This window comes from Rhizobium subbaraonis (assembly GCF_900220975.1).
Taxonomy (GTDB): Bacteria; Pseudomonadota; Alphaproteobacteria; order Rhizobiales; family Rhizobiaceae; genus Mycoplana; species Mycoplana subbaraonis.
The window spans coordinates 28,874-54,659 of record NZ_OBQD01000027.1; the positions used below are offsets into that span (position 1 = coordinate 28,874).

At 63.7% G+C, this 25,786-nt stretch carries 24 protein-coding genes; 17 read left to right on the top strand and 7 right to left on the bottom strand.

Annotated elements, in window-relative coordinates; all coding sequences use genetic code 11:
* Positions 1 to 27: 27 nt before the first annotated feature.
* Positions 28 to 2,745, bottom strand: a complete 2,718-nt coding sequence (gene secA, locus CRO48_RS27390) for a preprotein translocase subunit SecA (RefSeq protein WP_097142881.1) — start codon at positions 2,743 to 2,745, stop codon at positions 28 to 30.
* Between the two features lie 234 nt (positions 2,746 to 2,979).
* On the opposite strand from secA, the gene CRO48_RS27395 reads away from it, so the two are divergent.
* The 6 genes from CRO48_RS27395 (at position 2,980) to CRO48_RS27420 (ending at position 7,136) form a co-directional block, all read left to right on the top strand.
* Positions 2,980 to 3,864, top strand: coding sequence for a peptidylprolyl isomerase (locus CRO48_RS27395; RefSeq protein WP_097142901.1), 885 nt, complete (start codon positions 2,980 to 2,982; stop codon positions 3,862 to 3,864).
* Between the two features lie 54 nt (positions 3,865 to 3,918).
* Entirely contained in the window at positions 3,919 to 5,160 is a 1,242-nt protein-coding gene (gene argJ, locus CRO48_RS27400; RefSeq protein ID WP_097142882.1) for a bifunctional glutamate N-acetyltransferase/amino-acid acetyltransferase ArgJ, read from the top strand.
* Between the two features lie 13 nt (positions 5,161 to 5,173).
* Positions 5,174 to 5,992, top strand: coding sequence for a GNAT family N-acetyltransferase (locus CRO48_RS27405; protein WP_097142883.1), 819 nt, complete (start codon positions 5,174 to 5,176; stop codon positions 5,990 to 5,992).
* Entirely contained in the window at positions 5,989 to 6,405 is a 417-nt protein-coding gene (gene mutT / locus CRO48_RS27410; RefSeq protein WP_097142884.1) for an 8-oxo-dGTP diphosphatase MutT, read from the top strand. The genes CRO48_RS27405 and mutT overlap by 4 nt, the downstream gene beginning before the upstream one ends.
* 181 nt (positions 6,406 to 6,586) lie before the next feature.
* On the top strand, positions 6,587 to 6,898 hold the full coding sequence (locus CRO48_RS27415) for a hypothetical protein (RefSeq protein WP_097142885.1): 312 nt from the start codon (positions 6,587 to 6,589) through the stop codon (positions 6,896 to 6,898).
* 67 nt (positions 6,899 to 6,965) lie between these two features.
* Complete coding sequence (locus tag CRO48_RS27420; protein WP_097142886.1) at positions 6,966 to 7,136, top strand: Flp family type IVb pilin; 171 nt, start codon at positions 6,966 to 6,968, stop codon at positions 7,134 to 7,136.
* A 2-nt stretch (positions 7,137 to 7,138) separates the two neighbouring features.
* Here the strand turns inward: CRO48_RS27420 and CRO48_RS27425 are convergent, their stop codons facing one another.
* Positions 7,139 to 8,014, bottom strand: a complete 876-nt coding sequence (locus tag CRO48_RS27425; RefSeq protein WP_097142902.1) for a methyltransferase domain-containing protein — start codon at positions 8,012 to 8,014, stop codon at positions 7,139 to 7,141.
* 114 nt (positions 8,015 to 8,128) lie between these two features.
* Here CRO48_RS27425 and CRO48_RS27430 point away from each other — a divergent pair, with 114 nt between their 5' ends.
* From CRO48_RS27430 to CRO48_RS27450, 5 genes are read left to right on the top strand one after another with little or no spacing between them, the layout of a single operon-like run.
* A complete protein-coding gene (locus CRO48_RS27430; RefSeq protein WP_097142887.1) occupies positions 8,129 to 8,869 on the top strand; it encodes a ComF family protein in 741 nt (246 codons plus the stop codon).
* A gap of 40 nt (positions 8,870 to 8,909) precedes the next feature.
* Positions 8,910 to 9,167, top strand: a complete 258-nt coding sequence (gene grxC / locus CRO48_RS27435; RefSeq protein ID WP_097142888.1) for a glutaredoxin 3 — start codon at positions 8,910 to 8,912, stop codon at positions 9,165 to 9,167.
* Positions 9,168 to 9,181: 14 nt separating this feature from the next.
* Complete coding sequence (locus CRO48_RS27440) at positions 9,182 to 10,039, top strand: carbon-nitrogen hydrolase family protein (protein WP_097142889.1); 858 nt, start codon at positions 9,182 to 9,184, stop codon at positions 10,037 to 10,039.
* On the top strand, positions 10,036 to 10,464 hold the full coding sequence (locus tag CRO48_RS27445) for a DUF1178 family protein (protein ID WP_097142890.1): 429 nt from the start codon (positions 10,036 to 10,038) through the stop codon (positions 10,462 to 10,464). The genes CRO48_RS27440 and CRO48_RS27445 overlap by 4 nt, the downstream gene beginning before the upstream one ends.
* A gap of 2 nt (positions 10,465 to 10,466) precedes the next feature.
* Complete coding sequence (locus tag CRO48_RS27450) at positions 10,467 to 11,063, top strand: DUF3291 domain-containing protein (protein ID WP_245423688.1); 597 nt, start codon at positions 10,467 to 10,469, stop codon at positions 11,061 to 11,063.
* Between the two features lie 38 nt (positions 11,064 to 11,101).
* Here the strand turns inward: CRO48_RS27450 and ubiG are convergent, their stop codons facing one another.
* The 3 genes from ubiG to CRO48_RS27465 all read right to left on the bottom strand — a co-directional run bounded on the left by ubiG (position 11,102) and on the right by CRO48_RS27465 (position 13,396).
* A complete protein-coding gene (ubiG, locus tag CRO48_RS27455; protein ID WP_097142891.1) occupies positions 11,102 to 11,851 on the bottom strand; it encodes a bifunctional 2-polyprenyl-6-hydroxyphenol methylase/3-demethylubiquinol 3-O-methyltransferase UbiG in 750 nt (249 codons plus the stop codon).
* Between the two features lie 134 nt (positions 11,852 to 11,985).
* On the bottom strand, positions 11,986 to 12,387 hold the full coding sequence (locus CRO48_RS27460) for a YybH family protein (RefSeq protein ID WP_097142904.1): 402 nt from the start codon (positions 12,385 to 12,387) through the stop codon (positions 11,986 to 11,988).
* 142 nt (positions 12,388 to 12,529) lie between these two features.
* Complete coding sequence (locus CRO48_RS27465; RefSeq protein WP_097142892.1) at positions 12,530 to 13,396, bottom strand: LysR family transcriptional regulator; 867 nt, start codon at positions 13,394 to 13,396, stop codon at positions 12,530 to 12,532.
* A gap of 467 nt (positions 13,397 to 13,863) precedes the next feature.
* On the opposite strand from CRO48_RS27465, the gene CRO48_RS27470 reads away from it, so the two are divergent.
* From CRO48_RS27470 to clpB, 6 genes are all read left to right on the top strand, one after another.
* The gene (locus CRO48_RS27470) at positions 13,864 to 15,138 is read left to right on the top strand and encodes an aspartate kinase (RefSeq protein ID WP_097142893.1); all 1,275 of its coding nucleotides are present in this window, start codon (positions 13,864 to 13,866) and stop codon (positions 15,136 to 15,138) included.
* 69 nt (positions 15,139 to 15,207) lie between these two features.
* Positions 15,208 to 17,475 (top strand): phosphoenolpyruvate--protein phosphotransferase, encoded by a 2,268-nt coding sequence (gene ptsP / locus CRO48_RS27475; RefSeq protein ID WP_097142894.1) that lies wholly within the window; start codon positions 15,208 to 15,210, stop codon positions 17,473 to 17,475.
* A gap of 126 nt (positions 17,476 to 17,601) precedes the next feature.
* Positions 17,602 to 18,684, top strand: coding sequence for a peptide chain release factor 1 (gene prfA, locus CRO48_RS27480; RefSeq protein ID WP_097142895.1), 1,083 nt, complete (start codon positions 17,602 to 17,604; stop codon positions 18,682 to 18,684).
* Positions 18,685 to 18,687: 3 nt separating this feature from the next.
* Entirely contained in the window at positions 18,688 to 19,551 is an 864-nt protein-coding gene (gene prmC, locus CRO48_RS27485; protein WP_097142896.1) for a peptide chain release factor N(5)-glutamine methyltransferase, read from the top strand.
* 344 nt (positions 19,552 to 19,895) lie between these two features.
* Positions 19,896 to 20,561, top strand: a complete 666-nt coding sequence (locus CRO48_RS27490; protein WP_097142897.1) for a DUF4167 domain-containing protein — start codon at positions 19,896 to 19,898, stop codon at positions 20,559 to 20,561.
* A 312-nt stretch (positions 20,562 to 20,873) separates the two neighbouring features.
* Positions 20,874 to 23,477: an ATP-dependent chaperone ClpB gene (gene clpB, locus CRO48_RS27495; RefSeq protein ID WP_097142898.1), complete on the top strand. Its 2,604-nt coding sequence runs from the start codon at positions 20,874 to 20,876 to the stop codon at positions 23,475 to 23,477.
* Positions 23,478 to 23,573: 96 nt separating this feature from the next.
* Here the strand turns inward: clpB and CRO48_RS27500 are convergent, their stop codons facing one another.
* Positions 23,574 to 25,511 carry a M23 family metallopeptidase gene (locus tag CRO48_RS27500; RefSeq protein WP_097142905.1) on the bottom strand — a complete coding sequence of 646 codons (1,938 nt, stop codon included), beginning with the start codon at positions 25,509 to 25,511 and terminating at the stop codon, positions 23,574 to 23,576.
* A gap of 94 nt (positions 25,512 to 25,605) precedes the next feature.
* The coding region (locus CRO48_RS32700) for a hypothetical protein (RefSeq protein ID WP_210202032.1) at positions 25,606 to 25,786 on the bottom strand (181 nt) is incomplete at its 5' end.

Sequence of the window (25,786 nt, forward strand, 5' to 3'; positions counted from 1 at the left end):
TCGAAACTTTGAACTGTGCGGCTTGCCTCAGACCTGTTCGAAGGCGCCGTGGCAGTGCTTGTACTTCTTGCCCGATCCGCAGGGGCACGGCTCGTTGCGGGCGACCTTGCCCCAGGTCGAAGGGTTCTGCGGGTCGCGATCCTGCGGGTCGACGCCGACGGCAACGAAGCCGCCCTCATTGAAGTCGTCCTCGCCGGTCGAGCCGTCGATATGATGACCTTCCATTTCCGGCAGTGCCGGCGCGGGGGCCTCGGCGGCTTCGCGAACCAGTTCGACGCGCATCAGCTGCGCGGTGACGGTCTGGCGCAGGTTGGCCAGGAGCGCCTGGAACAGCTCGAACGCCTCACCCTTGTATTCTTGCAGAGGATCGCGCTGGGCATAGCCGCGGAACCCGATGACCGACCGCAGGTGGTCGAGGTTGACGATGTGCTCGCGCCAGAGGTGGTCAATGGTCTGCAGCACGACCGACTTTTCGACATAGGCCATGATCTGCGGGCCAAAACGCTCGGCACGCTCGGCCGCGGCCTGGTCGGCGGCTTCCATGACACGCTTGAGGATGTCGGCCTCGTCGATGCCTTCCTCGGCAGCCCACTGCTCGACAGGCAGGTCGAGATTGAGGTACTGGCCAACGCCGTTCTTCAGGCCGGCGACGTCCCACTGCTCGGCATAGGCGTTTGCGGGGATATGCAGCTTAACGAGGTTTTCGATCACCTCGTGGCGCATGTCCTCGACGATCTCGGCGATGCTCTCGGCATCCATCAGCTCGAGCCGCTGCTCGAAGATCACCTTGCGCTGGTCGTTCAGAACGTCGTCGTACTTCAGAAGGTTCTTGCGGATGTCGAAGTTGCGCGCCTCGACCTTCTTCTGCGCACGCTCCAGCGCCTTGTTGATCCAGGGATGGACGATCGCCTCGCCTTCCTTCAGGCCAAGCTTTTGCAGCATTCCGTCCATGCGGTCGGAACCGAAAATGCGCATCAGATCGTCCTGCAGCGACAGGTAGAACTTCGAACGGCCCGGGTCGCCCTGGCGGCCGGAGCGGCCGCGCAGCTGGTTGTCGATGCGGCGGCTCTCGTGACGCTCGGTCGCAAGCACGTAAAGGCCGCCGGCTGCGAGCGCCTGTTCCTTCAGCTGCTTGATCTCTTCGACGATCGCCTGCTTCTTCGCATCGCGCTCGGGGCCTGCCTCGATGCCGGCGAGCTCGCGCTCCAGCCGCATTTCGACGTTGCCGCCGAGCTGGATGTCGGTGCCGCGGCCTGCCATGTTCGTGGCGATCGTGACGGCGCCGGGCACACCCGCCTGGCTGACGATATAGGCTTCCTGCTCGTGATAGCGGGCGTTGAGGACCTGGAAGTTCTTCACGCCCGACATCTTCAGTCGTTCGGCGAGATATTCCGACTTCTCGATCGAGGTCGTGCCGACGAGGATCGGTTGGCCGCGCTTCTGCGCGTCCTTGATCTCCTCGATGATCGCCTTGTACTTCTCCTCGACGGTCCGGTAGACCTCGTCGTCCTCGTCCTTGCGCTTGATCGGCAGGTTTGTCGGGACCTCGACCACTTCGAGGCCGTAGATGTTGCCGAACTCTTCGGCTTCTGTCGAAGCCGTGCCGGTCATGCCGCCCAGCTTCTCGTACATGCGGAAGTAGTTCTGGAAGGTGATGGAGGCCAGCGTTTGGTTTTCTGGCTGGATCTGCACCTTTTCCTTGGCTTCGAGTGCCTGGTGCTGGCCTTCCGAATAGCGGCGGCCCGGCATCATGCGACCGGTGAACTCGTCGATGATGACGATCTCGTCGTTGCGGACGATGTAGTCCTTGTCGCGCGTAAAGAGTTTATGAGCCTTCAGCGCATTGTTGATGTGGTGGACGATCGCGACATTCTCGACGTCGTAGAGCGATTCGCCCTTCAGCAGGCCGGCGTTGCGAAGCAGGCCTTCCAGCTTCTCCGTGCCGACTTCGGAGAAGTTGGCCGAGCGCTGCTTCTCGTCGATCTCGTAGTCCTCTTCCGACAGCATCGGGATGAAGGCGTCGATGGTAATGTAGAGATCGGAACGGTCGTCGAGGGGACCGGAGATGATCAGCGGCGTGCGCGCTTCGTCGACAAGGATCGAGTCGACTTCGTCGACGATCGCGTAGAAGTGGCCGCGCTGTACCATCTGGGCGCGATCGTACTTCATGTTGTCGCGCAGGTAGTCGAAGCCGAGCTCGTTGTTGGTCGCGTAGGTGATGTCGCAGCCGTAGGCGGCGCGACGCTGGTCGTCGTCGAGGCCGTGGACGATCACGCCGGTCGAGAGGCCGAGGAAGCCGTAGATCTTGCCCATCAGACCCGCGTCGCGGGTCGCCAGGTAGTCGTTGACGGTGACGACATGGACGCCCCTGCCGGCTAGCGCATTGAGATACACCGGCAGGGTCGCGACGAGCGTCTTGCCTTCACCGGTCTTCATTTCGGCGATGGACTTCTCATGCAGGATCATGCCGCCGATCAGCTGCACATCGAAGGGGCGAAGGCCGAGCACGCGGACCGCCGCCTCGCGCACCACCGCGAAGGCGGGGATCAAGAGGTCGTCCAGCGTCTTGCCTTCCGCAAGCTGCTTGCGGAATTCGACGGTCTTTGCGGCGAGCTGCTCGTCAGTCAAAGCCTTGGTTTCGGCCTCGAGAGCGTTGATTGCGTTGACTCTGTCCTTGTAGGAACGGACACGGCGCTCGTTGGACGAGCCGAACAGTTTGCGGGCGAGGCCGCCGAGGCTGACCATCGGGATGGTCCTTTCTTCTCTGTCGAAGGCGCTTCTTTCGGGCCGACGATGGTGCGTGCAAACCACTTGAAACGCCCGGAAACGTTCTGGACGCGGGATTGCGTGACAGATAAGAGGGGGGTCGAATGATGTCAACGGCGCATTCGGTTACACAACCGCCACATTCCGGTGCTGTTGAACCGATTGAGAGCCGATTTCGATCCGAGATTGGTGGACCCTGAAAGGTTTATGAGGATGTTCAAATACAGCAAGCTCGCAGCCGTTGCGCTGATTGCGATCGCGGCCGCTCATGGTTCGGCCCTGGCTCAGGACGCCACCGATCCGGTTGTGGCCAAGGTCGGAGGCGTCGAGGTCCGCCAGTCCGAAATCGACCTCGCAACCGCAGGCCTCGACCCGCAGTTGGCAAACCTGCCGCCTGAGCAGAAGAAGGTCGCCGCGCTGTCGGCGATCATCGACGTGAAGGTGCTCGCCGCCGGCGCCACCAAGGAAGGCCTGGAGAACGACGAGCAGTTCAAGCAGCGCGTCGCCTTCCTGACGGAGCGCGAACTGCACAACGCCTACTTCAAGAAACACGTCGTCGACGCGATTACGCCGGAAGAGGTGAAGGCGCGCTACGAAAAGGAAATCGCAGCGATCGAGCCGCAGGAAGAAGTGAAGGCGCGCCACATCCTGGTCAAGACCGAGCAGGAAGCCAAGGACGTCATCGCGGCGCTGGACGGCGGCAAGGACTTCGCCGAACTCGCCAAAGAAAAGTCGACCGATGCGGCCTCCGAGGGCGGTGATCTCGGCTATTTCACCAAGGGCCGGATGGTGCCGGAATTCGAGGTGGCGGCGTTCGCACTCGAAAAGGGCGCCTATACCAAGGAGCCGGTCAAGACGCAGTTCGGCTACCACGTCATTCTCATCGAGGACAAGCGCAAGCAGGCGCCCCCGACGCTGGAGCAGGTCGAGCCGCAGGTTCGCCAGCTTCTGATGCGTGACAAGTACGTCGCACTTCTCGACGCTGCCAAGGCCGCTTCGAGCGTGGAGATCGAAGACCCGGCCCTGAAGAAGGCCTACGACGAGATCAACAATCCTCAGCCGGCGGCGGAGAGCCAGCCTGCCGAAGAGAACAAGTAATCCTGCCAATGACCCGCCCTCGTGGCGGGTCTTCCATTGCCTACGGGAAGTCTCATGTCCGGTTCCGTCTCTCCGCTCGCTCCAAAATCCTATGCCGAGATGCCGCCGGTCCGCGGCGTGCGCATGGCGACCGCCGCCGCCGGCATCAAGTACAAGGGGCGCACCGACGTCCTGATGATGGTGTTCGATGAGCCGGCCTCGGTCGCCGGTGTGTTCACGCGCTCCAAGTGTCCGTCGGCGCCCGTGGATTTCTGCCGGGCCAACCTTCCGGCGGGCCGGGCGCGTGCGGTCGTGGTCAATTCCGGCAACGCGAACGCGTTCACCGGCAAGAAGGGACGCGAATCGACGGCGATGACGGCTGCTGCCGCGGCGAGCGCGGTCGGCTGCAGCGAAAGCGAGGTTTTCCTCGCTTCCACCGGCGTCATCGGCGAGCCGCTCGATGCGACCAAGTTTTCCGGCGTGCTCGACGGGCTGGCCGTCTCGGCGACCGACAATTTCTGGTTCGAGGCCGCCAAGGCCATCATGACCACCGACACCTATCCGAAGGTTGCCACCCGCACCGCCCGGATCGGCGACGTGACCGTCCGCATCAACGGCATCGCCAAGGGCGCAGGCATGATCGCGCCCGACATGGCGACCATGCTTTCGTTTGTTGTCACCGACGCCGATCTGCCGGCTGCAACACTGCAGGCGCTTCTGTCCGAAGGCGTCGAGCCGACGTTCAACGCGGTGACGGTGGACAGCGACACTTCGACATCCGACACGTTGATGCTTTTTGCGACGGGCGCGGCCAAGGCGGACGGGCAGAAGGCCATCTCCGGTCCCTCCGATCCGGCGCTGGTCGATTTCAAGGCGGCGCTGAACGATCTTTTGAAGGACCTGGCGCTGCAGGTCGTGCGCGACGGTGAAGGCGCCCGCAAGATGGTGGCAATCACCGTCGAAGGTGCGGAGAGCGACGCTGCCGCCAAGCGCATCGCGCTGTCCATCGCCAATTCGCCGCTCGTCAAGACGGCCGTCGCCGGCGAGGACGCCAACTGGGGTCGCATCGTGATGGCGGTCGGTAAATCCGGCGAGATGGCTGACCGCGACCGCCTGGCGATCTGGTTCGGCGACGTCCGCGTGGCCGTGAACGGAGAGCGCGATCCCGACTATTCGGAGGCCGCTGCTTCCGCCGTGATGAAGGAAGAGGACATAGCCGTCCGCGTCGATATCGGCCTGGGCTCGGGCAAGGCGACCGTGTGGACCTGCGACCTCACCAAGGAGTATGTCGAGATCAACGGCGACTACCGCAGCTGAAGACTGGGATGCAATGAGCGTGACCGATACCGATACCGACATCCTTCACTTCACGGAGAGGAATGCCTTGGCCGATCTGGCAAGCGTTCGCCGGCTTGAAGCGGTCGGCTTTCGCGCCTGGCCGGCAGCTTCCACCCAGTATGACGGGAGCTGGCTGATCCGGCTGAATGCCGGCCATCCTTCCAAGCGGCTGAATTCCGTCAACCCGCTCGATCCCTCCGACGTCCGCGACATGGCGGTGCGGCTGGAGAAGGCGGCGAAGCGCTTTGCAGACTACGGGCGCCCCTTGCTGTTGCGGCAGACGCCGCTGACGCCGCCCGCCCTCGTTGCGCTGATGGATCACAAGGGCTGGGGTCATGTGGGCGAGACTGCGGTCATGGTTGCGGATCTTTCGGAACCGCTGACCACCGATCCCGATGGGCTGGAGCATCTTCCGAGCCGCGACGTCGGCCGCTTCGTCGATGCGCGCATTCGCGTCTCCGGTGACGACCCGGCGCTGAAGCCGGGGCTGACCGAGATCATCAATGCGATCATTCCGGAAGCGGGGCTGTTCATCTTCGAGGATCCGGATTCAGGCCCGACGGGCGTGTCGCTCGCGATCCACGACAACGATCTTGCCGGCGTCCTGCAACTGGCCGTGGCTCCGCAGGCGCGCGGACGCGGCATCGGTACGGCGATCCTGCATTCGTCGATGCGCTGGGCGCGGCTGCGCGGCGCCAGGCGTGTGTGGGTGCAGGCCGAACTCGACAACGACGCGGCGAGCGCGCTCTATCGCAAGGCCGGCTTCAGCGAAGTCTACCGCTATATCTATCGTGGCCCGGTGGCGAGATGACCGAGACGCACTCGCGCAAGATTCTGCTTGTCGCCGCCTGCGCGCTGATCGATGCCGACGGACGCATTCTTCTGGCTCAGCGGCCAGAGGGCAAGTCGCTTGCCGGACTGTGGGAGTTTCCCGGCGGCAAGGTGGAGCCCGGGGAGACTCCCGAGGAGACGCTGATCCGCGAATTGCAGGAAGAACTCGGCGTGACCACGAAGGTCGCCTGCCTGGCACCGCTGACGTTTGCCAGCCACAGCTACGACGACTTTCATCTTCTGATGCCCCTCTATGTCTGCCGCCGGTTCGAGGGAACCGCGCATGGCCGGGAGGGACAGGCGGTGAAGTGGGTCAAGCCGAAAATGCTGCGCGACTATCCGATGCCGCCGGCCGACGAGCCGCTGATCCCCTATCTGATGGACCTGTTGTGATTTTGGATCACTTCGGCGCCTTTTCGAGCGTTCGTTAATCGAACGTTTATTCCCTTGCTCTTAAAATGACCCCGCTGGCGCGTGCTGACCCTGATTTTGTGCGCGGCAGGCAAGGCATTTGAGCAGGCGCAAGCATCCCGGATGCAGGCGCCGGTAGGATGTCCCATCGAGAGACAAGACAATGCGCGACGACGAATTCTGGAAAGCGGTACAGGACAAGGATCTTACGTCGGTTCCCGGCAACGGCCGCATCGGCGTGCTCAACCTTGCGCTTCTGTTCGGCACGGCGGCGATCGCACTGGCGCTCGTGCTGGCGCCTGTTCTTTCGTCGCGGACGAACACGCGCATGCTGGCGCAGTCTCCGGAAGACTTCGACATGATGTCGACCGGCTCGGTTCCCCAGCGCAGCGAAGGCAAGCGCTACACGGTTCGTCGGAGCGTGTTGCAGGAAATGCCCGGTGCCGTCTGTATAGTCGGCGAGAACGGCTGCTGAGACGGCGTATCATTCACAATCGACGGCGTGCGCGCCGGGACGTCAGAGTATAACGAGCGAGGTCGTAATGCGTATGCTGAAAGCTCTGATGAAGGATCGCAGCGGGGCAACGGCCGTGGAATACGGCTTGCTGGCGGCACTTATTTCCATCGGTCTACTAGGTGGCCTCAGCGCCTTCCGGGACCAGCTCCTGAACGTGTTCATCACGATCCGCGATGCCATCGTGAACGTGGGCTGACGTCAGTCGAACGTCTTCGACTTGAGCGCGTCGGCGAGGCGCGTCTTTGCCGAACCGGGCTTCAGCGGCTTTTGCTGGCTCTCGTGCGGCGCCCATCCTGACAGATAGATGATCGAGAAGGTGGCGCGCACGCGGCCGTCCGGATCGGAATAGCGCTGCGCATAAAGTTCGGCTGCCCGGAGGAAAAATGCGCGCCCCGGCGGTTTGCGGCTGCGGGCTGCAAGCGGGTTTGCCATGCCCATGGCGCGCAGGTCGCGCATCAGCTCAAACAGCGAATCGTAGCGGACGGTATACGTCTCCTTGTCCGTCACCGGCAGGGCGAAGCCGGCGCGTTGCAGCAGCGCACCGATGTCGCGGATGTCGGCGAAGGGAATGACGCGCGGGCTGGCTCCGCCGGTCATTTCCACCTCTGTCTGCAGCAGCACGTCGCGAAGCTCCTGCAGCGTGTCTGCGCCCGGGACGGCGGCGAGAAAGAGGCCATCCGGCTTCAGCGCGCGGCGGATCTGTACGAACATGCCGGGCGTGTCATTGGTCAGGTGCAGCGAAAGTGGCGATACGGCCAGATTGATCGACGCCGGCTCCAGCGGCAGCTGTTCGAGCGGGGCGATGGTGAAGTGATCTCCGGGCGCTGCAAACGCGGCATGGGTCTCGATGCGGGTGACCTTTCCGATCTTGCCCGTCGCAAGGAGCGCCTGTGCGGCAAGGCCGGTGTAGCCGTGAATTTCTGCGGCCGCTTCAAACTGGCGTTCGACAACGGCCAGCCGTTCGGAAAGTTCCTCTGCGGCAATCTTCAGCAGGAAATCGGCCGGCGGTGCCTCTGATCTGAGCGTGCGAAGACGGTTCGTTTCAACCAGGGCTTGATCGAAGATCGCTTCCAAGGAACATTCCATTCGTTCGATGCGCTGAGGGGCGTGTCTCGCCTGCAAAGGCGGTATGGAGATAGGAATGTCAACCGCGTGAGGCAAACCGATCCCGGCAATTTTCGAAAGACCATGCTGGGCCGCATGCGTGAGGCAGCGCGGGGAGCGCTCGATTTCGTCTATCCGCCTTGCTGTCCGGGCTGCCAGGTCATCCTGGGGCGCCATGCCGGCATCTGCGCACAGTGCTGGTCCTCGCTGCGGTTCATCGAGCGCCCTTATTGCGAGGTGCTCGGCCTTCCGTTCGCCCACGACCTGGGTCCCGGCATCCTGTGCGCCGATGCCATCGCGGATCCGCCGCCGTTTACGCGCCTGCGCTCCGCGGTCGTCCATGACGGGCTCGCCCGCAATCTGGTGCACGGCCTGAAGTATCGCGATCGCACCGATCTAGCTCCGATGATGGCACAATGGATGGTGCGGGCTTCGGATGGCCTGATCGCAGATTGTGATGCCGTCGTCCCGGTACCCTTGCATCGCTACCGCCTGCTGGCGCGCAAGTTCAACCAGGCCGGGGAGCTTGCGCGGGCGATCGCGCACCAGACCGGCAAGCCTCTGTCCACCGGGCTGCTCGCGCGCAAGCGGAGAACCCGGCAACAGATCGGCCTCAGCGCAAATGCCCGGCGGGAGAATGTGCAAGGAGCGTTCTCGGTTGCGGAGGAGAACAGGGTTGAATTGGCCGGCAAGCGCATCCTTCTCGTCGACGATGTCTATACGACGGGTGCTACGGTTGCCGCAGCAACGCGGGCGATGATCCGTGGCGGCGCGAGCGAGGTCCGCGTTTTGACCTTTGCAAGGGCCCTTTCGGACCATATATGAAGGACAAAGGAACCCGCCTATCGCTATGGAGAATGCTGTAATGGCTTCGGTCGACATTTATACGCGGCAGTTTTGCGGATATTGCAGCGCCGCCAAGAAGCTGCTGGAAACGAAGGGCGTCGTCTTCACCGAGTTCGATGCCACCAATGCACCGGAGCTTCGCCAGGAGATGATCGGTCGCGCGAACGGCCGCAGCACCTTCCCGCAGATTTTCATCGACGGCGAGCACATCGGCGGCTGCGACGACCTGCATGCGCTCGATCGTGACGGCAAGCTGGATCCGCTGCTGGCGGCGTGAGGGATAGAGAGACGATGTCCGTGAAAATCGCCGCCGTCCAGATGTGCTCCGGTATTGATCCGGAGGTGAATGCCCAGTCGATGGAACGCCTCGTTCGAGAGGCCGCCGCCCAGGGTGCCATCTATGTGCAGACCCCGGAAATGACCGGTGCCGTGCAGAAGGACAGGGCGGGGCTGAAAGCCATCCTCCGGGCGGAAGGCGATGACCTGATCGTGCGCAAGGCCGCAGAGCTCGCGGGCGAACTCGGCATCCATCTCCATGTCGGCTCCACCGCGATCGCGCTTTCGGACGGCAAGGTCGCAAACCGCGGCTTCCTGTTTGCGCCGGACGGGCAGCGGATCTGCTCCTACGACAAGATCCACATGTTCGACGTCGATCTCGACAACGGCGAAAGCTGGCGCGAGAGCGCGGTCTACAGTCCGGGCAATGTCGCCAAGGTCGCTGACCTCCCCTTCGCCAAGCTCGGTTTTGCCATCTGTTACGACGTACGGTTCCCGGAACTGTTCAAGGCCGAGGCGCAGGCGGGCGCGCAGATCATTTCGGTCCCCGCCGCCTTCACGCGGCAGACGGGTGAAGCGCACTGGGAAACGCTGCTCCGGGCGCGTGCAATCGAGAACGGCGTCTACATCATCGCGGCCGCACAGGCGGGCGTTCACCAGGACGGCCGCGAGACCTTTGGCCACTCCCTTGTCATCGATCCGTGGGGCAGGGTGGTCGCCTCGACCGGCGGAACCGGCGAGGCCATCGTGATTGCCGAGGCGGACATCGGCGCCGTCAAGGCCGCGCGCGATCGTATCCCGAACCTCCGCAACGGGCGGGCCTTTTCGGTCGAGGAGATCGCACAGACCGCAACAGGAGGCGTTGCCGCGTGATCCGCTACGACCTCGTCTGCGACAATGCCCACGAATTCGAGGGCTGGTTCGGCTCGTCGGAAGATTTCGGCCGCCAGCAGGAGCGCGGGCTTGTCAGCTGTCCGTCCTGCGGCTCGCCGCGCGTCAGCAAGCGGCTGATGGCGCCGTCGGTCTCGACTGCGCGCAAGAAGGAAGAACGGCGGCATCCCGTCATGACCGCGCACGACCAGCAGGCGATGGACAAGCTTCGCCAGATCGTCGCGACGATCAAGGCGAACGCGGAAGATGTCGGCGACCGCTTTCCGGAAGAGGCGCGCAAGATCCACTATGGTGAAAGCGAACAGCGCGGACTGATCGGCCGGGCCACGGCCGAGGAGGCGCGGTCACTGATAGAAGAAGGGGTGGAGATCGCGCCGCTTCCGATCCTGCCTGACGACAAGAACTAGCGATGGCGCCGCATCTTGCCGCGCCGCGCCATCATCTGGCGATGTACAATTTCGGCCTGCATGTGGATGACTACGAGAGCCCGGCTGTCGAAGGGTTCCGTCTTCGGGAGGCCGCAAATTTCGCGGCGGCGGAGAGGGCCAAGGGCTTTGTCGGCCGCTCCAGATATGCCGGTGTCGAGGGGCCGGAAAGCTGGGGCGAGCAGGTCTTCCCGCGCTTCATCGCAGCAAGCGGCCTCGACAGCGGGCCGTCGTCCCTGTCGCTCTGGCAGGACCTGGAATCGCTGATGGCATTCTCCTACAACGGCGTTCATGCCGACGCGCTGAAGCATGCGCGCCACTGGAACCGCAAGCAGAGCTGGCCGTCGCTGGTGCTTTGGTGGGTCGACGCGGGCACGCGGCCGGCCTGGGCCGACGGCGTCGCACGGCTGGAGCATCTGCACGACAAGGGGCCAAGCCCCTTTGCCTTCACGTTCAAGGCTGCGTTCGATTCGTCCGGTGAGGGCGTCGTCATCGACCGTGGCCGCGTGCGGCAGCTCGCCGAGGCCAATGCGCCTGATCAGGCGGATCTGCTGGCGCATGTCCACTCCCTGAAACCCTGAGGTGGCGACGGCTGTGGTTCAGCCGGCGCGCTGCGGGCTCAGGCCTGGGCGCGGCGTGCGACCAGCATGTAGTTGACGTCCATGTCCTTGGACAGGTTCCACTGGTTGGAAAGCGGATTGAAGAAGACGCCGGTACGATCGGTCACCGACAGGCCGGCGGCCCCGAGCGGCTTTTCGATCTCTTCGGGGCGCACGAGCTTTTCATACTGGTGGGTGCCCTTCGGCAACCAGCGCAGCACATTTTCCGCGGCGAAGATCGCCAGCGCCGCCGCCTTGAGGGTACGGTTGATGGTTGCGACGAACATCATGCCGCCGGGGCGCACCATGGAGGCGCAGGTGGTAAGGAAGAAATCCACGTCGGCGACGTGTTCGACCACTTCCATGTTCAAGACGATATCGAAGCTTTCGCCGGCTTCGGCCAGAGCCTCGGCCGTGACCGCGCGATAGTCCACCTCGATGCCGCTGCCGGCCGCATGAGTCTTGGCAATGCCGATATTTTTCTCCGAAGCGTCAGCACCGACGACACTGGCTCCCATGCGCGCCATGGGCTCGGACAAAAGGCCACCGCCGCAGCCGATGTCGAGCACGCGCAGGCCTTCGAGCGGACGATGGGCTTTCGGATCGCGGCCGAAGTGCGCCGAAGCGGCATCGCGGATGTAGGCAAGGCGAACCGGATTGAACTTGTGCAGCGGACGGAATTTTCCGTTCGGATCCCACCATTCCGCAGCCATGGCCGAGAAACGGTCCACTTCGGCCTGATCGATGGTCGTGCGCGCAGTCTCGCTCATGGCGGCTCCTTTTCCTTCCGCTCCTGAAGTCGGACGGTTGGGCGTTGAAGTCAAGTCCGCCGTCGACATTCCCGTTTCCCGGACGCGGTTGCGCGCTTCCGTTGTCCTTGGTCTGGATCTGGTGGAGAGGCGTATCAAGCCTTGTCGGCGAGGTCGGCGTGCCGGTGCACCAGTTGCCATCGGCCATTCGAGCGGCGGAAGATTTCCGTGACGCGAAGGCGCATCGGTACGGGGTCTGGGAGGCCCTTCAGGCGTGCGGTCGCATTCTGGTAGCCGACCCAATAGCCGAATTTGCCGTCGTGACCCATGTGGATGATCTCTATGTCGCTCTCGCCGCCGGGACCGAAAGAGGCGGCATCGTCGACGTAGCGGGCGAGCACCTCGTCTGCGCCTTCCACCACCGCTCCCCGTGGATGGAAGAAACTGGCCGGCGACGTCGCGGCGGCGATCGCCTCAAGGGGGCCGGCATCGCCGTTGACGTAGGCGCGGGCAACTTCCTTACGTTTCTGGATGAAGGCGTGGAAATCGTCGGACATGGATGCGTCTCCATTCGGCTCGTCCCATCTGCGCCGGCACGAGCCGGTTTCGTTCGGCTCGCCCATGCGTCGAAGCAATCTTCCGTCGTTCCGCCGGTCGATGCAACCTCTCGCCCGCTGCGGCAATGCTGCCGGCTGCCCGCTACCCCAGGGCGCTCGGCTGAAACGCCGCCCGGATGACCTCCATCATGCTGGTGATTGCCGCACTCGACCGATGCGGGTTGCGCTTCAGCACCACGCGTGACGAATCCACCGGCGGAAAACCGTCCTCGCGGGTCAGTTCCCGGGCGGCGGGCGGAATATTGCTGCGGGCCAATGGTGCGATGGCGAGCCCCGCCGACACGGCGGTTGCCAGCCCGCTGCAGGTATCGCAACTGAATGCCTCGCGATAGGGAATGGTATGCTGCTGCAGCGAGCGGAGCGCGAAATCGCGAAACCAGTCGGAGTTTCGATAAACCGCGATCGGCACCGGCCGTAGCAGGTGCAATTCGTGCGCACGTGAGGTGACCCACACGGTGGGGTCGACGCAAAGCACGTCGCCGCTCTGGGTGCCGCGCCAGTCGAAGACGACGGCGAGGTCAAGCTCGTCGTTCTCCAGTGCCCTGGCCTGCTGGGCCGAATGTCCGCAAAGCACGGTGACTTCGGTGGCGGGATGGCACTCGGCAAAAGCCGCCAGCGCCCGCGGCAGCACCGTCTGCGTATACTCCTCTGGGATGCCGACGCGGACCGGTCCGTCCAGCGGCTTGGAGCGCATCGCAGACGCGGTCTCGTCGATCAGACCGACGATGCGTTGGGCATAGGGAACCAGGCGCCGCCCTTCTGCGGACAGGGTCACGCCACGCGGGCCGCGCTCGAAAAGCGGCGCGCCCACGGCTTCCTCCAGCCGCTTGACCTGCATGCTGATGGCGGACTGGGTGCGGCCGAGCACGGTCGCGGCGCGCGTCACGTTCCCCGTATCCGCTATGACCAGGAAGGCTCGGAGAAGTTCGCTTTCAAGCGGCAGCGACATGGAGGTAGCGCCATCTGTTTTTCTGATGGCTGCATCATAACTATTCGTTTGTGGAATGTCTATCGCCGGGGAACCATCGAACCTCCTGATGCGGGAGGTGCGTGTGAACAAGTGGCGGTGGGCGTGGACGTCATGCCTTGCGAGAATCGAGGACCGGCTGCAAAGGGCGCGCAACGATGCGGCCATGCGGCATTTCGTGTCGGTGCTGATCGTCCGAGGGGACGGACGTCTTCTTGCGGATGCCGGTCTGGATGAGCAAGGACGGCCTGATCGGTCGCGGAGCTGCAAGCAAAAGCCGGCGTATCACGGGCAGCCGGTCGGCGAGCGGGCACGCCGCTGCGGCTGAGCGTACGGCAACTCAACCGACCGCCAGCAAACCCGCCATTGCGCCCCGCCCCCTCTTCGGCTAAGAGACGCCGCGACTTTCCGCGCGCGTCCGCGCGACCCACCAGTACTGGTAGACAGATATGGCACGCATCGTGATGAAATTCGGCGGAACTTCCGTCGCTGACTTGGACCGCATTCACAATGTCGCGCGCCACGTCAAACGCGAGGTCGATGCGGGTCACGAAGTGGCCGTCGTCGTCTCGGCGATGTCGGGCAAGACGAACGAACTCGTCGGCTGGGTGCACGGCATGCCGAAGGCGACGGGCGCAAGCTCACCCTTCTATGACGCGCGCGAGTACGACACGATCGTTGCCTCCGGCGAACAGGTCACTTCTGGCCTTCTGGCCATCGCCCTGCAGTCGATGGGCATCAATGCCCGCTCGTGGCAGGGTTGGCAGATCCCGATCAAGACGGACAACGCGCACGGGGCGGCGCGGATCCTCGACATCAACGGCGAAGAGATCATCCGCCGCATGGGCGAGGGCCAGGTTGCCGTCGTTGCGGGTTTCCAGGGGATCGGCCCGGACAACCGCGTCGCCACGCTCGGTCGCGGCGGTTCGGATACGTCTGCGGTGGCGATCGCGGCGGCGGTGAAGGCAGACCGCTGCGACATCTATACCGACGTCGACGGCGTCTACACGACCGACCCGCGCATCGAGCCCAAGGCGCGCCGCCTGAAGAAGATCGCCTTCGAGGAAATGCTGGAAATGGCGTCGCTGGGCGCCAAGGTGCTGCAGGTGCGCTCGGTCGAGCTCGCCATGGTGCACAAGGTGCGCACCTTCGTGCGCTCGTCCTTCGAGGATCCCGATGCGCCGGGCATGGGCGATCTTCTGAACCCGCCCGGTACGCTGATTTGTGATGAGGAAGAGATCGTGGAACAGGAAGTCGTAACCGGCATCGCCTATGCCAAGGATGAAGCGCAGATTTCGCTCAGGCGCGTCGCCGACCGCCCGGGCGTTTCGGCTGCGATCTTCGGACCGCTGGCCGAAGCCCACATCAATGTCGACATGATCGTCCAGAACATCTCCGAGGACGGTTCGAAGACCGACATGACCTTCACCGTCCCCTACGGCGACGTCGAGAAGTCGCTCAAGGTTCTGGAAGGCGCGAAGGAGAAGGTCGGTTTCGACGTGATCCAGCACGAGACGGGCCTCGTTAAAGTCTCCGTCATCGGCATCGGCATGCGCAGCCATGCGGGCGTTGCCGCCTCGGCCTTCCGGGCGCTGGCCGACAAGGGCATCAACATCAAGGCCATAACCACCTCGGAAATCAAGATTTCCATCCTGATCGACGGCCCTTACGCGGAACTCGCAGTACGGACTTTGCATTCCGTCTACGGTCTCGATAAGAAGTAATCGACCGGATTCGTCGGGCAGATTCCCGACGGCTTCACGGGTGGATTCATTTTCGGGAGACGCCACGCGATGAGAGATCTCTCCGCGGGTCCGCGCGTCCTTCTCAAGCGGCTGCGCGAATTGATGGCGGAGCCGCTCGAGCCACAGGAGCGCCTGGACCAGATCGTGCGCCAGATCGCACAGAACATGGTCGCGGAAGTATGCTCCGTTTATGTGCTTCGCTCGGACGGGGTTCTCGAACTCTACGCCACCGAAGGCCTCAATCCAGGTGCCGTGCACCTGGCGCAGCTGAAAATGGGGCAGGGCCTCGTCGGCACGATTGCCGCATCCGCACAGCCGTTGAACCTTTCGGACGCACAATCACATCCCGCCTTCCGTTATCTTCCAGAGACCGGGGAGGAGATCTATCACTCCTTCCTCGGCGTGCCGATTCTCAGGACCGGGCGCGCACTCGGGGTTCTCGTCGTGCAGAACAAGGCGAGCCGGACCTATCGCGAAGACGAGCTGGAGGCGCTTGAGACCACTGCGATGGTCATCGCCGAAATGGTGGCGACGGGCGAGCTGAAGAAGCTCACCAAGCCCGGCCTGGAACTGGACCTGTCGCGTCCGGTATCGATCGACGGCGCCGGATTCTGCGAAGGCATCGGGCTCGGCTATGTCGTACTGCACGAGCCGCGTATCGTCGTCACGAACCTCCTCAACGAGGATTCCGAGCACGAGCTGGGCCGTCTGGCGGAAGCGCTCGGGTCCTTGCGTATCTCGATCGACGACATGCTGTCGCGCCGCGACGTGCCGGTGGAGGGCGAGCACCGCGAGGTGCTGGAGACCTACCGTATGTTCGCCCATGACCGCGGCTGGGTGCGCAAGCTGGAAGAAGCGATCCGCAACGGCCTGACGGCGGAGGCGGCCGTGGAACGGGTGCAGAGCGAGACCAAGGCGCGTATGATCCGCCTGACGGATCCCTATCTGCGCGAGCGCATGCACGATTTCGACGACCTCGCCAACAGGCTGCTGCGCCAGCTGACGGGCTATGGCGCCAAGCTTTCAGCCGCCAGCTTCCCCGGCGACGCGATCGTCGTTGCCCGCGCGATGGGGGCGGCCGAACTGCTCGACTATCCGCGGGAAAACGTCCGCGGTCTCGTGCTGGAGGAGGGGGCCGTCACAAGCCACGTCGTCATCGTGGCGCGCGCCATGGGCATCCCGGTCGTCGGGCAAGCTGCCGGTGCGGTGGCCTTGGCGGAAAATGGCGACGCCGTGATCATCGACGGCGACGAGGCGAAGGTTCACCTGCGCCCGGTCCAGGACCTGCAGCGGTCCTATGAAGAAAAGGTGCGGCTGCGTGCCCGTCGGCAGGCCCAGTACCGTGCGCTCGTCGCGGTCGATCCGGTGACCAAGGACGGAAGGCAGATCAACCTGCAGATGAATGCGGGGCTTCTGGTGGATCTGCCGCATCTTGCCGAATCGGGCGCGCTCGGCATCGGCCTGTTCCGCACCGAACTGCAGTTCATGATCGCCTCGACCATGCCGAAGGCGGAGGAGCAGGAAGGCTTCTACCGCAGCGTCCTGAAGCAGGCGGCCGGACGGCCGGTGACGTTCCGCACGCTCGACATCGGTGGCGACAAGGTGGTGCCTTACTTCCGCGGCACGGATGAGGAAAATCCGGCGCTCGGATGGCGGGCCGTGCGCCTTTCGCTGGATCGGCCCGGGCTTTTGCGGACGCAACTGCGGGCGATGCTTCGTGCCGCCGCCGGTGGCGAGCTGCGGCTGATGGTGCCGATGGTGACCGAGGTTGCCGAACTTCGGGAGGTGCGCGGGCTCCTGCAGAAGGAAATCGAACGGCAGTCGAAGATCGGCGAGCAACTGCCCAAGAAGCTGCAGTTCGGCGCCATGCTGGAAGTGCCGGCGCTGCTCTGGCAGCTGGACGAACTGATGGCGGAAGTGGATTTCGTATCCGTCGGTTCGAACGACCTGTTCCAGTTCACCATGGCGGTGGACCGCGGAAACGCGCGCGTGTCCGACCGATTCGACGTTCTCGGCCGGCCCTTCCTTCGTGTCCTGCGCGATATCGTGCGGGCCGGAGAACGCCATGCAACGCCCGTCACGCTTTGCGGCGAGATGGCCGGCAAGCCGATTTCGGCGATGGCACTGCTGGGTCTCGGCTTCCGCTCGGTCTCCATGTCTGCGACGGCACTCGGGCCGGTCAAGGCCATGCTGCTCAGCCTTGAAGCCGACAAGCTGGGCGTTGTGTTGGAAGAGGCCTTGAACGACACCCGGCCGGTTCGTTCGGTACGGCAGATCCTGACGGACTTTGCCGCCGAGAACGGAATTCCGCTGTAGCCGCGCCCCATCGCGATCGGCCAACTTGTCAGCCGGCCTCGATCGCCCGATCATCAACATCCGCGCTGTCATGAAACACCCGATCCGGTTTTCTGGCGTGCGCGGCGGAAATCTGGAGTTCTAACGGTGGCAAAGCTTCCGGTCGAGAAAATGCGGGAACTGGAGCGGCGCTTCGGCGAGATCGAAGCGCGCATGTCTGCGGGGCCGGACTCCGAAACCTATGTCAAACTGGCATCGGAGTATTCGGAGCTGCAACCGGTCGTGACGAAGATCCGCGAGTACGAGAAGGCCGGCAGCGAGATTGCCGACCTGGAGACGATGCTCGCCGACAAGGGCACCGACCGCGAGATGCGCGACCTTGCCGAAATGGAGCTGCCCGACCTGAAGGAGCGGATCGAGAAGCTGGAGCAGGATATGCAGATCCTTCTCCTGCCCAAGGATGCCGCCGACGAAAAGAGTGCGATCGTGGAAATTCGAGCCGGTACCGGAGGCTCCGAGGCGGCACTTTTTGCCGGGGACCTCTTTCGCATGTACGAGCGCTTCGCCGCGGCCAACGGCTGGAAGGTGGAAGTGCTCTCTGCCAGCGAGGGCGAAGCCGGCGGCTACAAGGAGATCATCGCCACCATCTCGGGGCGCGGCGTGTTCGCCAAGATGAAATTCGAATCCGGCGTGCATCGCGTCCAGCGGGTGCCCGAGACCGAGGCTAGCGGACGTATCCACACCTCTGCTGCGACTGTTGCGGTGCTTCCGGAGGCTGAGGAGATCGACATCGAAATCCGCCCGGAAGACATTCGCATCGACACCATGCGTTCGTCGGGCGCTGGCGGCCAGCACGTCAACACGACCGATTCGGCGGTGCGCATCACCCATCTGCCGACCGGGCTCGTCGTGACAAGTTCCGAGAAATCGCAGCACCAGAACCGCGCAAAGGCCATGCAAGTGCTGCGGTCGCGACTCTACGACATGGAGCGTCAGCGGGCGGAGAGCGAGCGCTCGGCCGACCGCAAGAGCCAGGTGGGGTCCGGCGACCGTTCGGAGCGCATCCGTACCTACAATTTCCCGCAGGGTCGCGTCACCGATCACCGCATCAACCTCACGCTCTACAAGCTCGACCGTATGATGGAAGGCGAAATCGACGAAGTGGTCGATGCGTTGTTGGCGGACTATCAGGCCGGTCAGCTGGCGCAGCTTTCCGAACAAAGGGGTTAGGGCGTGCCCGGCGCCCCCCTTTCCGATGTCCTGGCCGAAGCGCGGCGTCGGCTCGCCGACGGCGGAATTGCGGATGCGGCACGCGAAGCCCGCCTGCTTGTCGGCGGCCTTCTTGGCCTCGAACCGGCTGCGATGATTTCCGGCGGAACGCAGGTGATCGACGAGGCTAAACAGGCGATCGTCGCCTCTGCCATTGCCCGCAGGATTGACCGGGAACCGGTCTACCGGATTCTCGGGCGGCGGCCATTCTTCGGGCTGGTGCTTTCGCTCTCGTCCGAGACGCTGGAGCCCCGGCCTGATACCGAAATCCTGGTGGAGCGGCTCATTCCGGTCGCGGAGCGAATCGTTGCAGCGAAGGGAAGCTGCCGCATCCTCGACCTCGGCACGGGAACCGGGGCAATCTGCCTGGCTCTGATCGAAGCCGTGCCCGGCGCCGTGGGTACAGGAACCGATATCTCGGAAGGCGCCCTTGAAACAGCGCGGGCGAATGCCCAGCTTAATGTTCTGTCGGATCGGTTCGACGCTCGCAGGAGCGACTGGTTCACCGCCGTGAGCGGTCGATACGACATTATTGTTTCCAACCCGCCCTATATTCGCTCCGCCGTGGTCGACGAACTGGCCGATGAGGTGAAGCGATTCGATCCCAGGCGGGCCTTGGACGGTGGCGGAGACGGGCTGGATGCCTACCGCGCCATCGCCGAAGGAGCACTTGCGCATCTGGCGCCCGGCGGGGTGGTCGGCCTGGAGATCGGTTTCGACCAGCGCCAGGCGGTGACGGAACTGATGCAGGCCAAGGGTTTTCGCCTCGTGGAGGCGGCAAGCGACCTCGGTGGAAACGACCGTGTTCTCATTTTTGCCGGGATATAGGCTACGACCAGCGCCGCTCGTGCACAAATTCCGCTGCCAACGCAGAAGGGTCGCAAAGAAAAGGCTTGGAATCAGCGTTGAAGCGGGATAGGTTGCCGCTACGCACCGGGCAAGGTCATGAGAAACAGATTCGCTCTGCAATGACCGACGCGAAGCTTTCTCTCAAAGAAGAGTTGCTGGGGTTAGAAGCTGCTCTGTGCAGGTACCTGTCAATTTGACGTTCAGCGGCGACAGGACCACCGAAGGGCGTGGTGTGTTCTCCGACGAAATTCGTCCGGGTCTGCTTGTGCGGCCGGGCGGTGTAAATACACGATCATCAAGACCAGAGTTCAGGTGAGTGAAATATGAGGCCAGGACAGCAAAACAAGCGCGGCCGCGGGCGTAACAACAACAATAACAACAATAACAACAACAATTTCCGCAAGGGCGGCGGCAATCCGCTGACCCGGACCTACGACAGCTCCGGTCCGGACGTAAAGATCAGGGGCACGGCTCAGACGATTGCGGAGAAATACGCAGCACTGGCCCGTGATGCCCAGAGCGCCGGCGACCGTGTGATGGCGGAAAACTATCTCCAGCACGCCGAGCACTACAATCGAATCATCCTGTCTGCCCAGCAGCAGATGCAGGAACGTCACCAGCGTGACGATCGCCAGGACTTCAACGATCGGGACGGCTTCGACCGCGACCAGGACGACGATTTCTCTGGGGACGACGCGCCCGTTGCGGCAGCCGCCGCGCCTGCATCGGCGCCGGTACCGGCCGCAGCAGCTGCGCCGGAGCCCGTCGCGGTTGACGAGCCCGTGATCGACGGCACCGGCCCGCAGCCGGTCATCGAAGGCACGCCGGCAGAGGTCTCGCTGGAAGAAGAGGCATCGGCGCCTCAGCCTTCGCGCCGCCGCAGCGCCCCCCGTCAGCGGCGCCCGCGTCGCACCGAAGCCCAGAAGGCCGGGGAAGAGGCGACGGATTCGGGCGAAGGCCCGGTGCTGGAAACGGCAACGACCGAGTAATTTGCCATCGTGCTGCCGGCTTTTGGCGGACGACTGGCCCGATCGAAACGGCCGCCTGCAACACTGCGTTGCGGGCGGCTTTTCTTTTGTCTTTCTTCTGTTCCGAGGCTTGGCCGCCCGGCCTTTCAAAAAGTCCGCGGCGGAGGCGGGGCCTCCCTTTAATTCGGTTGCCGCCTCCCCATATTCGGTGTGAGGTTTACATGCTTCAATGCCATGCAATCTTGCAATTGACAGGTTTGCCGAGAACGGGAGCCTGATCCTGAATCGCCGACCGGTGCCTGAGCGGGCCGGTCGAGACATGGAGGTCGTCATATGAATATCGATAAATACTCCGAGCGCGTTCGCGGGTTTCTGCAGTCCGCACAGACCAAGGCGCTCGCCGATGGCAATCCGCAATTCACGCCTGAGCACATCCTGAAAGTTCTGCTCGACGACGAGCAGGGCATGGCAGCATCGCTGATCGCGCGCGCCGGCGGCGACGCCAAGGAGGCGCTGCGGGCGACGGAGGCTGCGATCGCCAAGCTTCCGAAGGTGAGCGGCGGCAATGGATCGCTTTCGCTTGCCCAGCCGCTCGCACGCGTTTTCGCAACCGCCGAGGATGCCGCCAAGAAGGCTGGCGACAGCTTCGTCACCGTGGAACGCCTGCTTCTGGCGCTGGCGATCGAGAAGTCGGCGGCAACCGCCGACATCCTCGCCAAGGCCGGGCTTTCCCCGCAGGCTCTCAACCAGGTCATCAACGACCTCCGCAAGGGCCGCACCGCCGATACCGCCAATGCCGAACAGGGCTTCGATGCGCTTAAGAAATACGCACGCGACCTGACCGCCGATGCGCGTGAAGGCAAGCTCGATCCGGTGATCGGCCGCGACGACGAAATCCGCCGTACGATCCAGGTCCTGTCCCGCCGCACCAAGAACAATCCGGTGCTGATCGGCGAGCCTGGCGTCGGCAAGACGGCGATCGCCGAGGGCCTGGCGCTGCGCATCGTCAATGGCGACGTGCCCGAGAGCCTGAAGGACAAGCGGTTGATGGCGCTCGACATGGGCGCGCTGATCGCGGGTGCGAAGTATCGCGGCGAGTTCGAGGAACGGCTGAAGGCCGTGCTGAACGAAGTCCAGTCGGAGAACGGCGAGATCATCCTGTTCATCGACGAGATGCACACGCTCGTTGGCGCCGGCAAGGCGGACGGGGCGATGGATGCGTCCAATCTCCTGAAGCCTGCGCTTGCCCGCGGTGAACTGCACTGCGTCGGCGCGACCACGCTCGACGAGTACCGCAAGCATGTCGAGAAGGATCCGGCGCTCGCCCGGCGCTTCCAGCCGGTCTTCATCGAGGAGCCGACGGTCGAGGACACCATCTCGATCCTGCGCGGCCTGAAGGAGAAGTACGAGCAGCATCACAAGGTGCGGATTTCCGATTCCGCGCTGGTTGCTGCCGCGACGCTTTCCAACCGCTACATCACCGACCGGTTTCTGCCGGACAAGGCGATCGACCTGATGGACGAGGCGGCTGCCCGCCTGCGCATGCAGGTGGATTCCAAGCCGGAGGAACTCGACGAGCTCGATCGGCGGATCATTCAGCTTAAGATCGAGCGCGAGGCCTTGAAGAAGGAGACCGACCGGTCCTCGCAGGACCGGCTCGAAAAGCTCGAGGTCGACCTAACCTCTCTGGAAGAGCAGGCAGCCGCGCTGACCGCGCGCTGGCAGGCGGAGAAGAGCAAGCTCGGCCACGCCGCCGACCTGAAGAAGAAGCTCGACGAGGCTCGCAACGAACTGGCGATGGTACAGCGCAAGGGCGAATTTCAGCGCGCCGGCGAACTGACCTATGGCGTCATCCCACAGCTCGAAAAGGAGCTGGAAGATGCCGAGGGTCATGACAAGGGCGACGTCGATCCGATGGTGCAGGAGGTCGTCACAGCCGACAACATCGCACATGTGGTCTCCCGCTGGACCGGGATCCCGGTCGACAAGATGCTGGAAGGCGAGCGTGACAAGCTGTTGCGGATGGAAGACGAACTCGGCAAGTCGGTGGTCGGCCAGGGCGATGCCGTCCAAGCGGTGTCCCGTGCCGTCCGCCGGGCGCGTGCCGGCCTGCAGGATCCGCACCGGCCGATCGGCTCGTTCATCTTCCTCGGACCGACCGGCGTCGGCAAGACGGAGCTGACCAAGGCTCTCGCACGCTTCCTCTTCGACGACGAGACGGCGATCGTCCGCATGGACATGTCGGAATACATGGAGAAGCACTCCGTTGCCCGGCTGATCGGCGCGCCTCCCGGCTATGTCGGTTACGAGGAGGGCGGTTCGCTGACCGAGGCGATCCGCCGCCGGCCCTACCAGGTGGTCCTGTTCGACGAGATCGAGAAGGCCCATCCGGACGTCTTCAACGTGCTTCTGCAGGTGCTTGATGATGGTCGCCTGACCGACGGGCAGGGCCGCACGGTCGACTTCCGCAACACGCTGATCATCATGACGTCGAACCTCGGGGCCGAATATCTGGTCCAGCTCGGCGAGAACGATGACAGCGAGAAGGTCCGCGACGAGGTCATGGGGGTGGTGCGCGGGCACTTCCGCCCGGAATTCCTCAACCGTGTCGACGAGATCATCCTGTTCCACCGCCTGCGGCGGCAGGAAATGGGGGCAATCGTCGATATCCAGCTCGGTCGCGTCCGGCAGTTGCTTGCCGAGCGCAAGATCACGCTGGAGCTGGACGAGGAGGCCACCCACTGGCTGGCCGACAAGGGCTACGATCCCGTCTACGGCGCACGGCCGCTGAAGCGGGCGATCCAGAAGTACCTGCAGGATCCGCTGGCCGAGAAGATCCTGTCGGACGAGATCCCGGACGGCTCGACAGTGAAGGTGACTGCCGGTTCCGACCGGCTGCTCTTCCACACGGTGGGCAGCAAGAGCAAGGCCGCCTAAGGCTGCGTCGGCACAATATTGAAGAAATATGGCGCGCGGAGTTGATCCGCGCGCCTTTTTATTCAAGCCACAAAGGGCTTGCGCGTCTGGAAGCGTTTACTTGGCTGCGACTTCGGCGTCATCCGCCTTGCGGCCGAGGAGGTCGTCGATGCGCTTGCGCTCGACCTGAAATTGCGCCAGCGCTTCGCCGTCGAGCGACTTGCCGCCCGGCAGCCGAATTTTCAGCGGGTCAACCTTGTTGCCGTTGACGATCATCTCGTAGTGAAGATGCGGACCGGTCGAAAGGCCTGTTGTTCCGACCCATCCGATGACCTGGCCCTGCCGAACCTTGCCCCCGACCTTGACGCCCTTGGCGATCGCGCTCTGGTGGTTATAGGACGACACATAGCCGTTCGCGTGGCGGATCAGGGTCTGGTTGCCGTAGCCGCCGGAATCCCAGCCCGCCTTTTCCACGGTGCCGTTGCCGGCTGCGATGATTGGCGTGCCGCGCGGTGCCGACCAGTCGACGCCGGTGTGCATACGGGAAAAGCCGAGGATCGGGTGACGGCGCATGCCGAATCCCGAACGGAACTTGCCGTTCGGTACCGGATTGCGCAGGAGGAACTGGCGAATGCTCTTGCCGTCCTCGTCATAGTAGTCGATCGTGCCGTCTTCAGGATCCTGGAAACGATAGACCCGAGTCTCGCTGTCGCCGAAGCGGGCGTCGATGAAGAGCAGTTCTGAGTCCTCCGTCGCGACGCCGGTGTCGTCGGCGACGGAGAAGAAGGCTTCCAGCGTATCGTTCGGCCGCAACTGCGCCTGGAAATCCACATTGCTGGCCAGGATCCGGATCAGCTGTGCTGTCATGCCCTGGCTCATGCCGTAGGACAGCGCCGCGCGATAGATCCCGTCGTAGACGCGCGGCAGGTCGCGGCCGCTGGCGATTACCGGACGGGTGTCGCCGTCGAAGGCGGTCGCTACCGCCGAAAGCGGGGGCGGCTCAGCACCCGGGATGAAGCGTCCCTTGTCGTCCAGCGCGACGGTCGTGACATGTCTGCCGCCCGAGTAGACGGACGCGCGCACGATGTCGGCCTGCTTGCCTTTCTGGATGATGCAGATGCGCAGCACGTCGCCCTGCGCAAGTTCGGCGCCGCCCAGCACGCCTTCGAAATAGCGCGACAGGTCTTCCGCCTGCGCCTTGCTGTAGCCGGAGGCGGCCATCAGTTCGACGATGTCCTGTGCCCGCCGGACCGGAATGACGTCCTCGGCATATTCGGGGTCGTCGTCCGTGCGCGTATCGAAATCGGAGACGCTCATGTTCTCTTCGACGACACGCGCCGTCAGACCCTGCAAAAGGTCGAGGTCGCCGGCATCGGAGGCAAAGCGCTGCGGGTCGACATAATAGAGGGAAGCGATCTGGGTGCTGCCGTCGGTGAGCGCCGAACCGTTGGTGCGCACGTTCTCTTCGACCTCATCCACCGACATCTGGTCGGAGAAGGCGAGTGCGGATCCGCCGGACGGGAATTCGCCGCTCTTCAGGGCGACTTCGGACTCGACGTCGGAACCGTAGATCGTGCCGGTGCGGGCCACCGGTTGCTCGTCGCGTCCGCCGTCGGAGAAGATCGCGAGCGGATCGAACGGCGGATAGTCTGCCCCGGAGGGGCTGCTTGCCGCGAGCGCCATCGTCACATGGGCGAAGGGCTTGCGCCGGACGACTTCCTTCTCGCCGTCATGGATCATGGTGGAGACGTCCATGATCTTCTTGTCAGCGGGCTTGGCGACGATGGTGGGATCGAGAATGCGCTGGCCGCGCTTAGCCGCACTTTCGGCATGGGGGACGTGGTCCTGCGGCTCCAGCGCCGCATAGGCCTCGGCGGGGATCGCCAGCTGCTGGCGGCCGTCGAGGGCTGCAAAGAGCGCGACCCCCATCAGTATGGAAGATGTGATGCCGGTCAGAAACGTACCTGAAAGCCACCGCAGCGAGATCTCGCGCCGGTCCGGGGCGCGCCGGCCATCCGCCATCAGGGGCGGCTCGTCGCCGAGCGTGCGGATCATGTTCCTGTCGGTCGTCGTCATGCCGATCGCGTTTGTCCCGTGTCGTTGCGTCGCCGTGGCAGCGGCCCGAAGATGTACGTGTTGCAGGGCCGAGTCAAATCAGCGCGGGGATATACACCCGTGAATCGCTTCCGCTCGCGCGCCCGCTTCGCTCATGACGATGCCAATGTGAATAATTGAAGGCATGGGAGCTTAGTTTTGGTTTGTTTTGTGATGTTTGAGAATTTTTGGGATCAGGATTGCTGGAAAACCGGGGTTTTGGTTTGGGTGTGGGG

Excerpts from the sequence above, each read along its gene's own strand:
- CRO48_RS27500 (WP_097142905.1), bottom strand. The coding sequence starts at position 25,511 with ATGATCCGCACGCTCGGCGACGAGCCGCCCCTGATGGCGGATGGCCGG.
- mutT (WP_097142884.1), top strand. The coding sequence starts at position 5,989 with ATGACCGAGACGCACTCGCGCAAGATTCTGCTTGTCGCCGCCTGCGCG.
- CRO48_RS27490 (WP_097142897.1), top strand. The coding sequence starts at position 19,896 with ATGAGGCCAGGACAGCAAAACAAGCGCGGCCGCGGGCGTAACAACAAC.
- CRO48_RS27420 (WP_097142886.1), top strand. The coding sequence starts at position 6,966 with ATGCGTATGCTGAAAGCTCTGATGAAGGATCGCAGCGGGGCAACGGCC.
- CRO48_RS27395 (WP_097142901.1), top strand. The coding sequence starts at position 2,980 with ATGTTCAAATACAGCAAGCTCGCAGCCGTTGCGCTGATTGCGATCGCG.
- CRO48_RS27430 (WP_097142887.1), top strand. The coding sequence starts at position 8,129 with ATGCTGGGCCGCATGCGTGAGGCAGCGCGGGGAGCGCTCGATTTCGTC.
- secA (WP_097142881.1), bottom strand. The coding sequence starts at position 2,745 with ATGGTCAGCCTCGGCGGCCTCGCCCGCAAACTGTTCGGCTCGTCCAAC.
- clpB (WP_097142898.1), top strand. The coding sequence starts at position 20,874 with ATGAATATCGATAAATACTCCGAGCGCGTTCGCGGGTTTCTGCAGTCC.
- ptsP (WP_097142894.1), top strand. The coding sequence starts at position 15,208 with ATGAGAGATCTCTCCGCGGGTCCGCGCGTCCTTCTCAAGCGGCTGCGC.
- CRO48_RS27470 (WP_097142893.1), top strand. The coding sequence starts at position 13,864 with ATGGCACGCATCGTGATGAAATTCGGCGGAACTTCCGTCGCTGACTTG.
- CRO48_RS27460 (WP_097142904.1), bottom strand. The coding sequence starts at position 12,387 with ATGTCCGACGATTTCCACGCCTTCATCCAGAAACGTAAGGAAGTTGCC.
- CRO48_RS27465 (WP_097142892.1), bottom strand. The coding sequence starts at position 13,396 with ATGTCGCTGCCGCTTGAAAGCGAACTTCTCCGAGCCTTCCTGGTCATA.
- CRO48_RS27405 (WP_097142883.1), top strand. The coding sequence starts at position 5,174 with ATGAGCGTGACCGATACCGATACCGACATCCTTCACTTCACGGAGAGG.
- ubiG (WP_097142891.1), bottom strand. The coding sequence starts at position 11,851 with ATGAGCGAGACTGCGCGCACGACCATCGATCAGGCCGAAGTGGACCGT.
- argJ (WP_097142882.1), top strand. The coding sequence starts at position 3,919 with ATGTCCGGTTCCGTCTCTCCGCTCGCTCCAAAATCCTATGCCGAGATG.
- CRO48_RS27415 (WP_097142885.1), top strand. The coding sequence starts at position 6,587 with ATGCGCGACGACGAATTCTGGAAAGCGGTACAGGACAAGGATCTTACG.
- grxC (WP_097142888.1), top strand. The coding sequence starts at position 8,910 with ATGGCTTCGGTCGACATTTATACGCGGCAGTTTTGCGGATATTGCAGC.
- CRO48_RS27440 (WP_097142889.1), top strand. The coding sequence starts at position 9,182 with ATGTCCGTGAAAATCGCCGCCGTCCAGATGTGCTCCGGTATTGATCCG.
- CRO48_RS27450 (WP_245423688.1), top strand. The coding sequence starts at position 10,467 with ATGGCGCCGCATCTTGCCGCGCCGCGCCATCATCTGGCGATGTACAAT.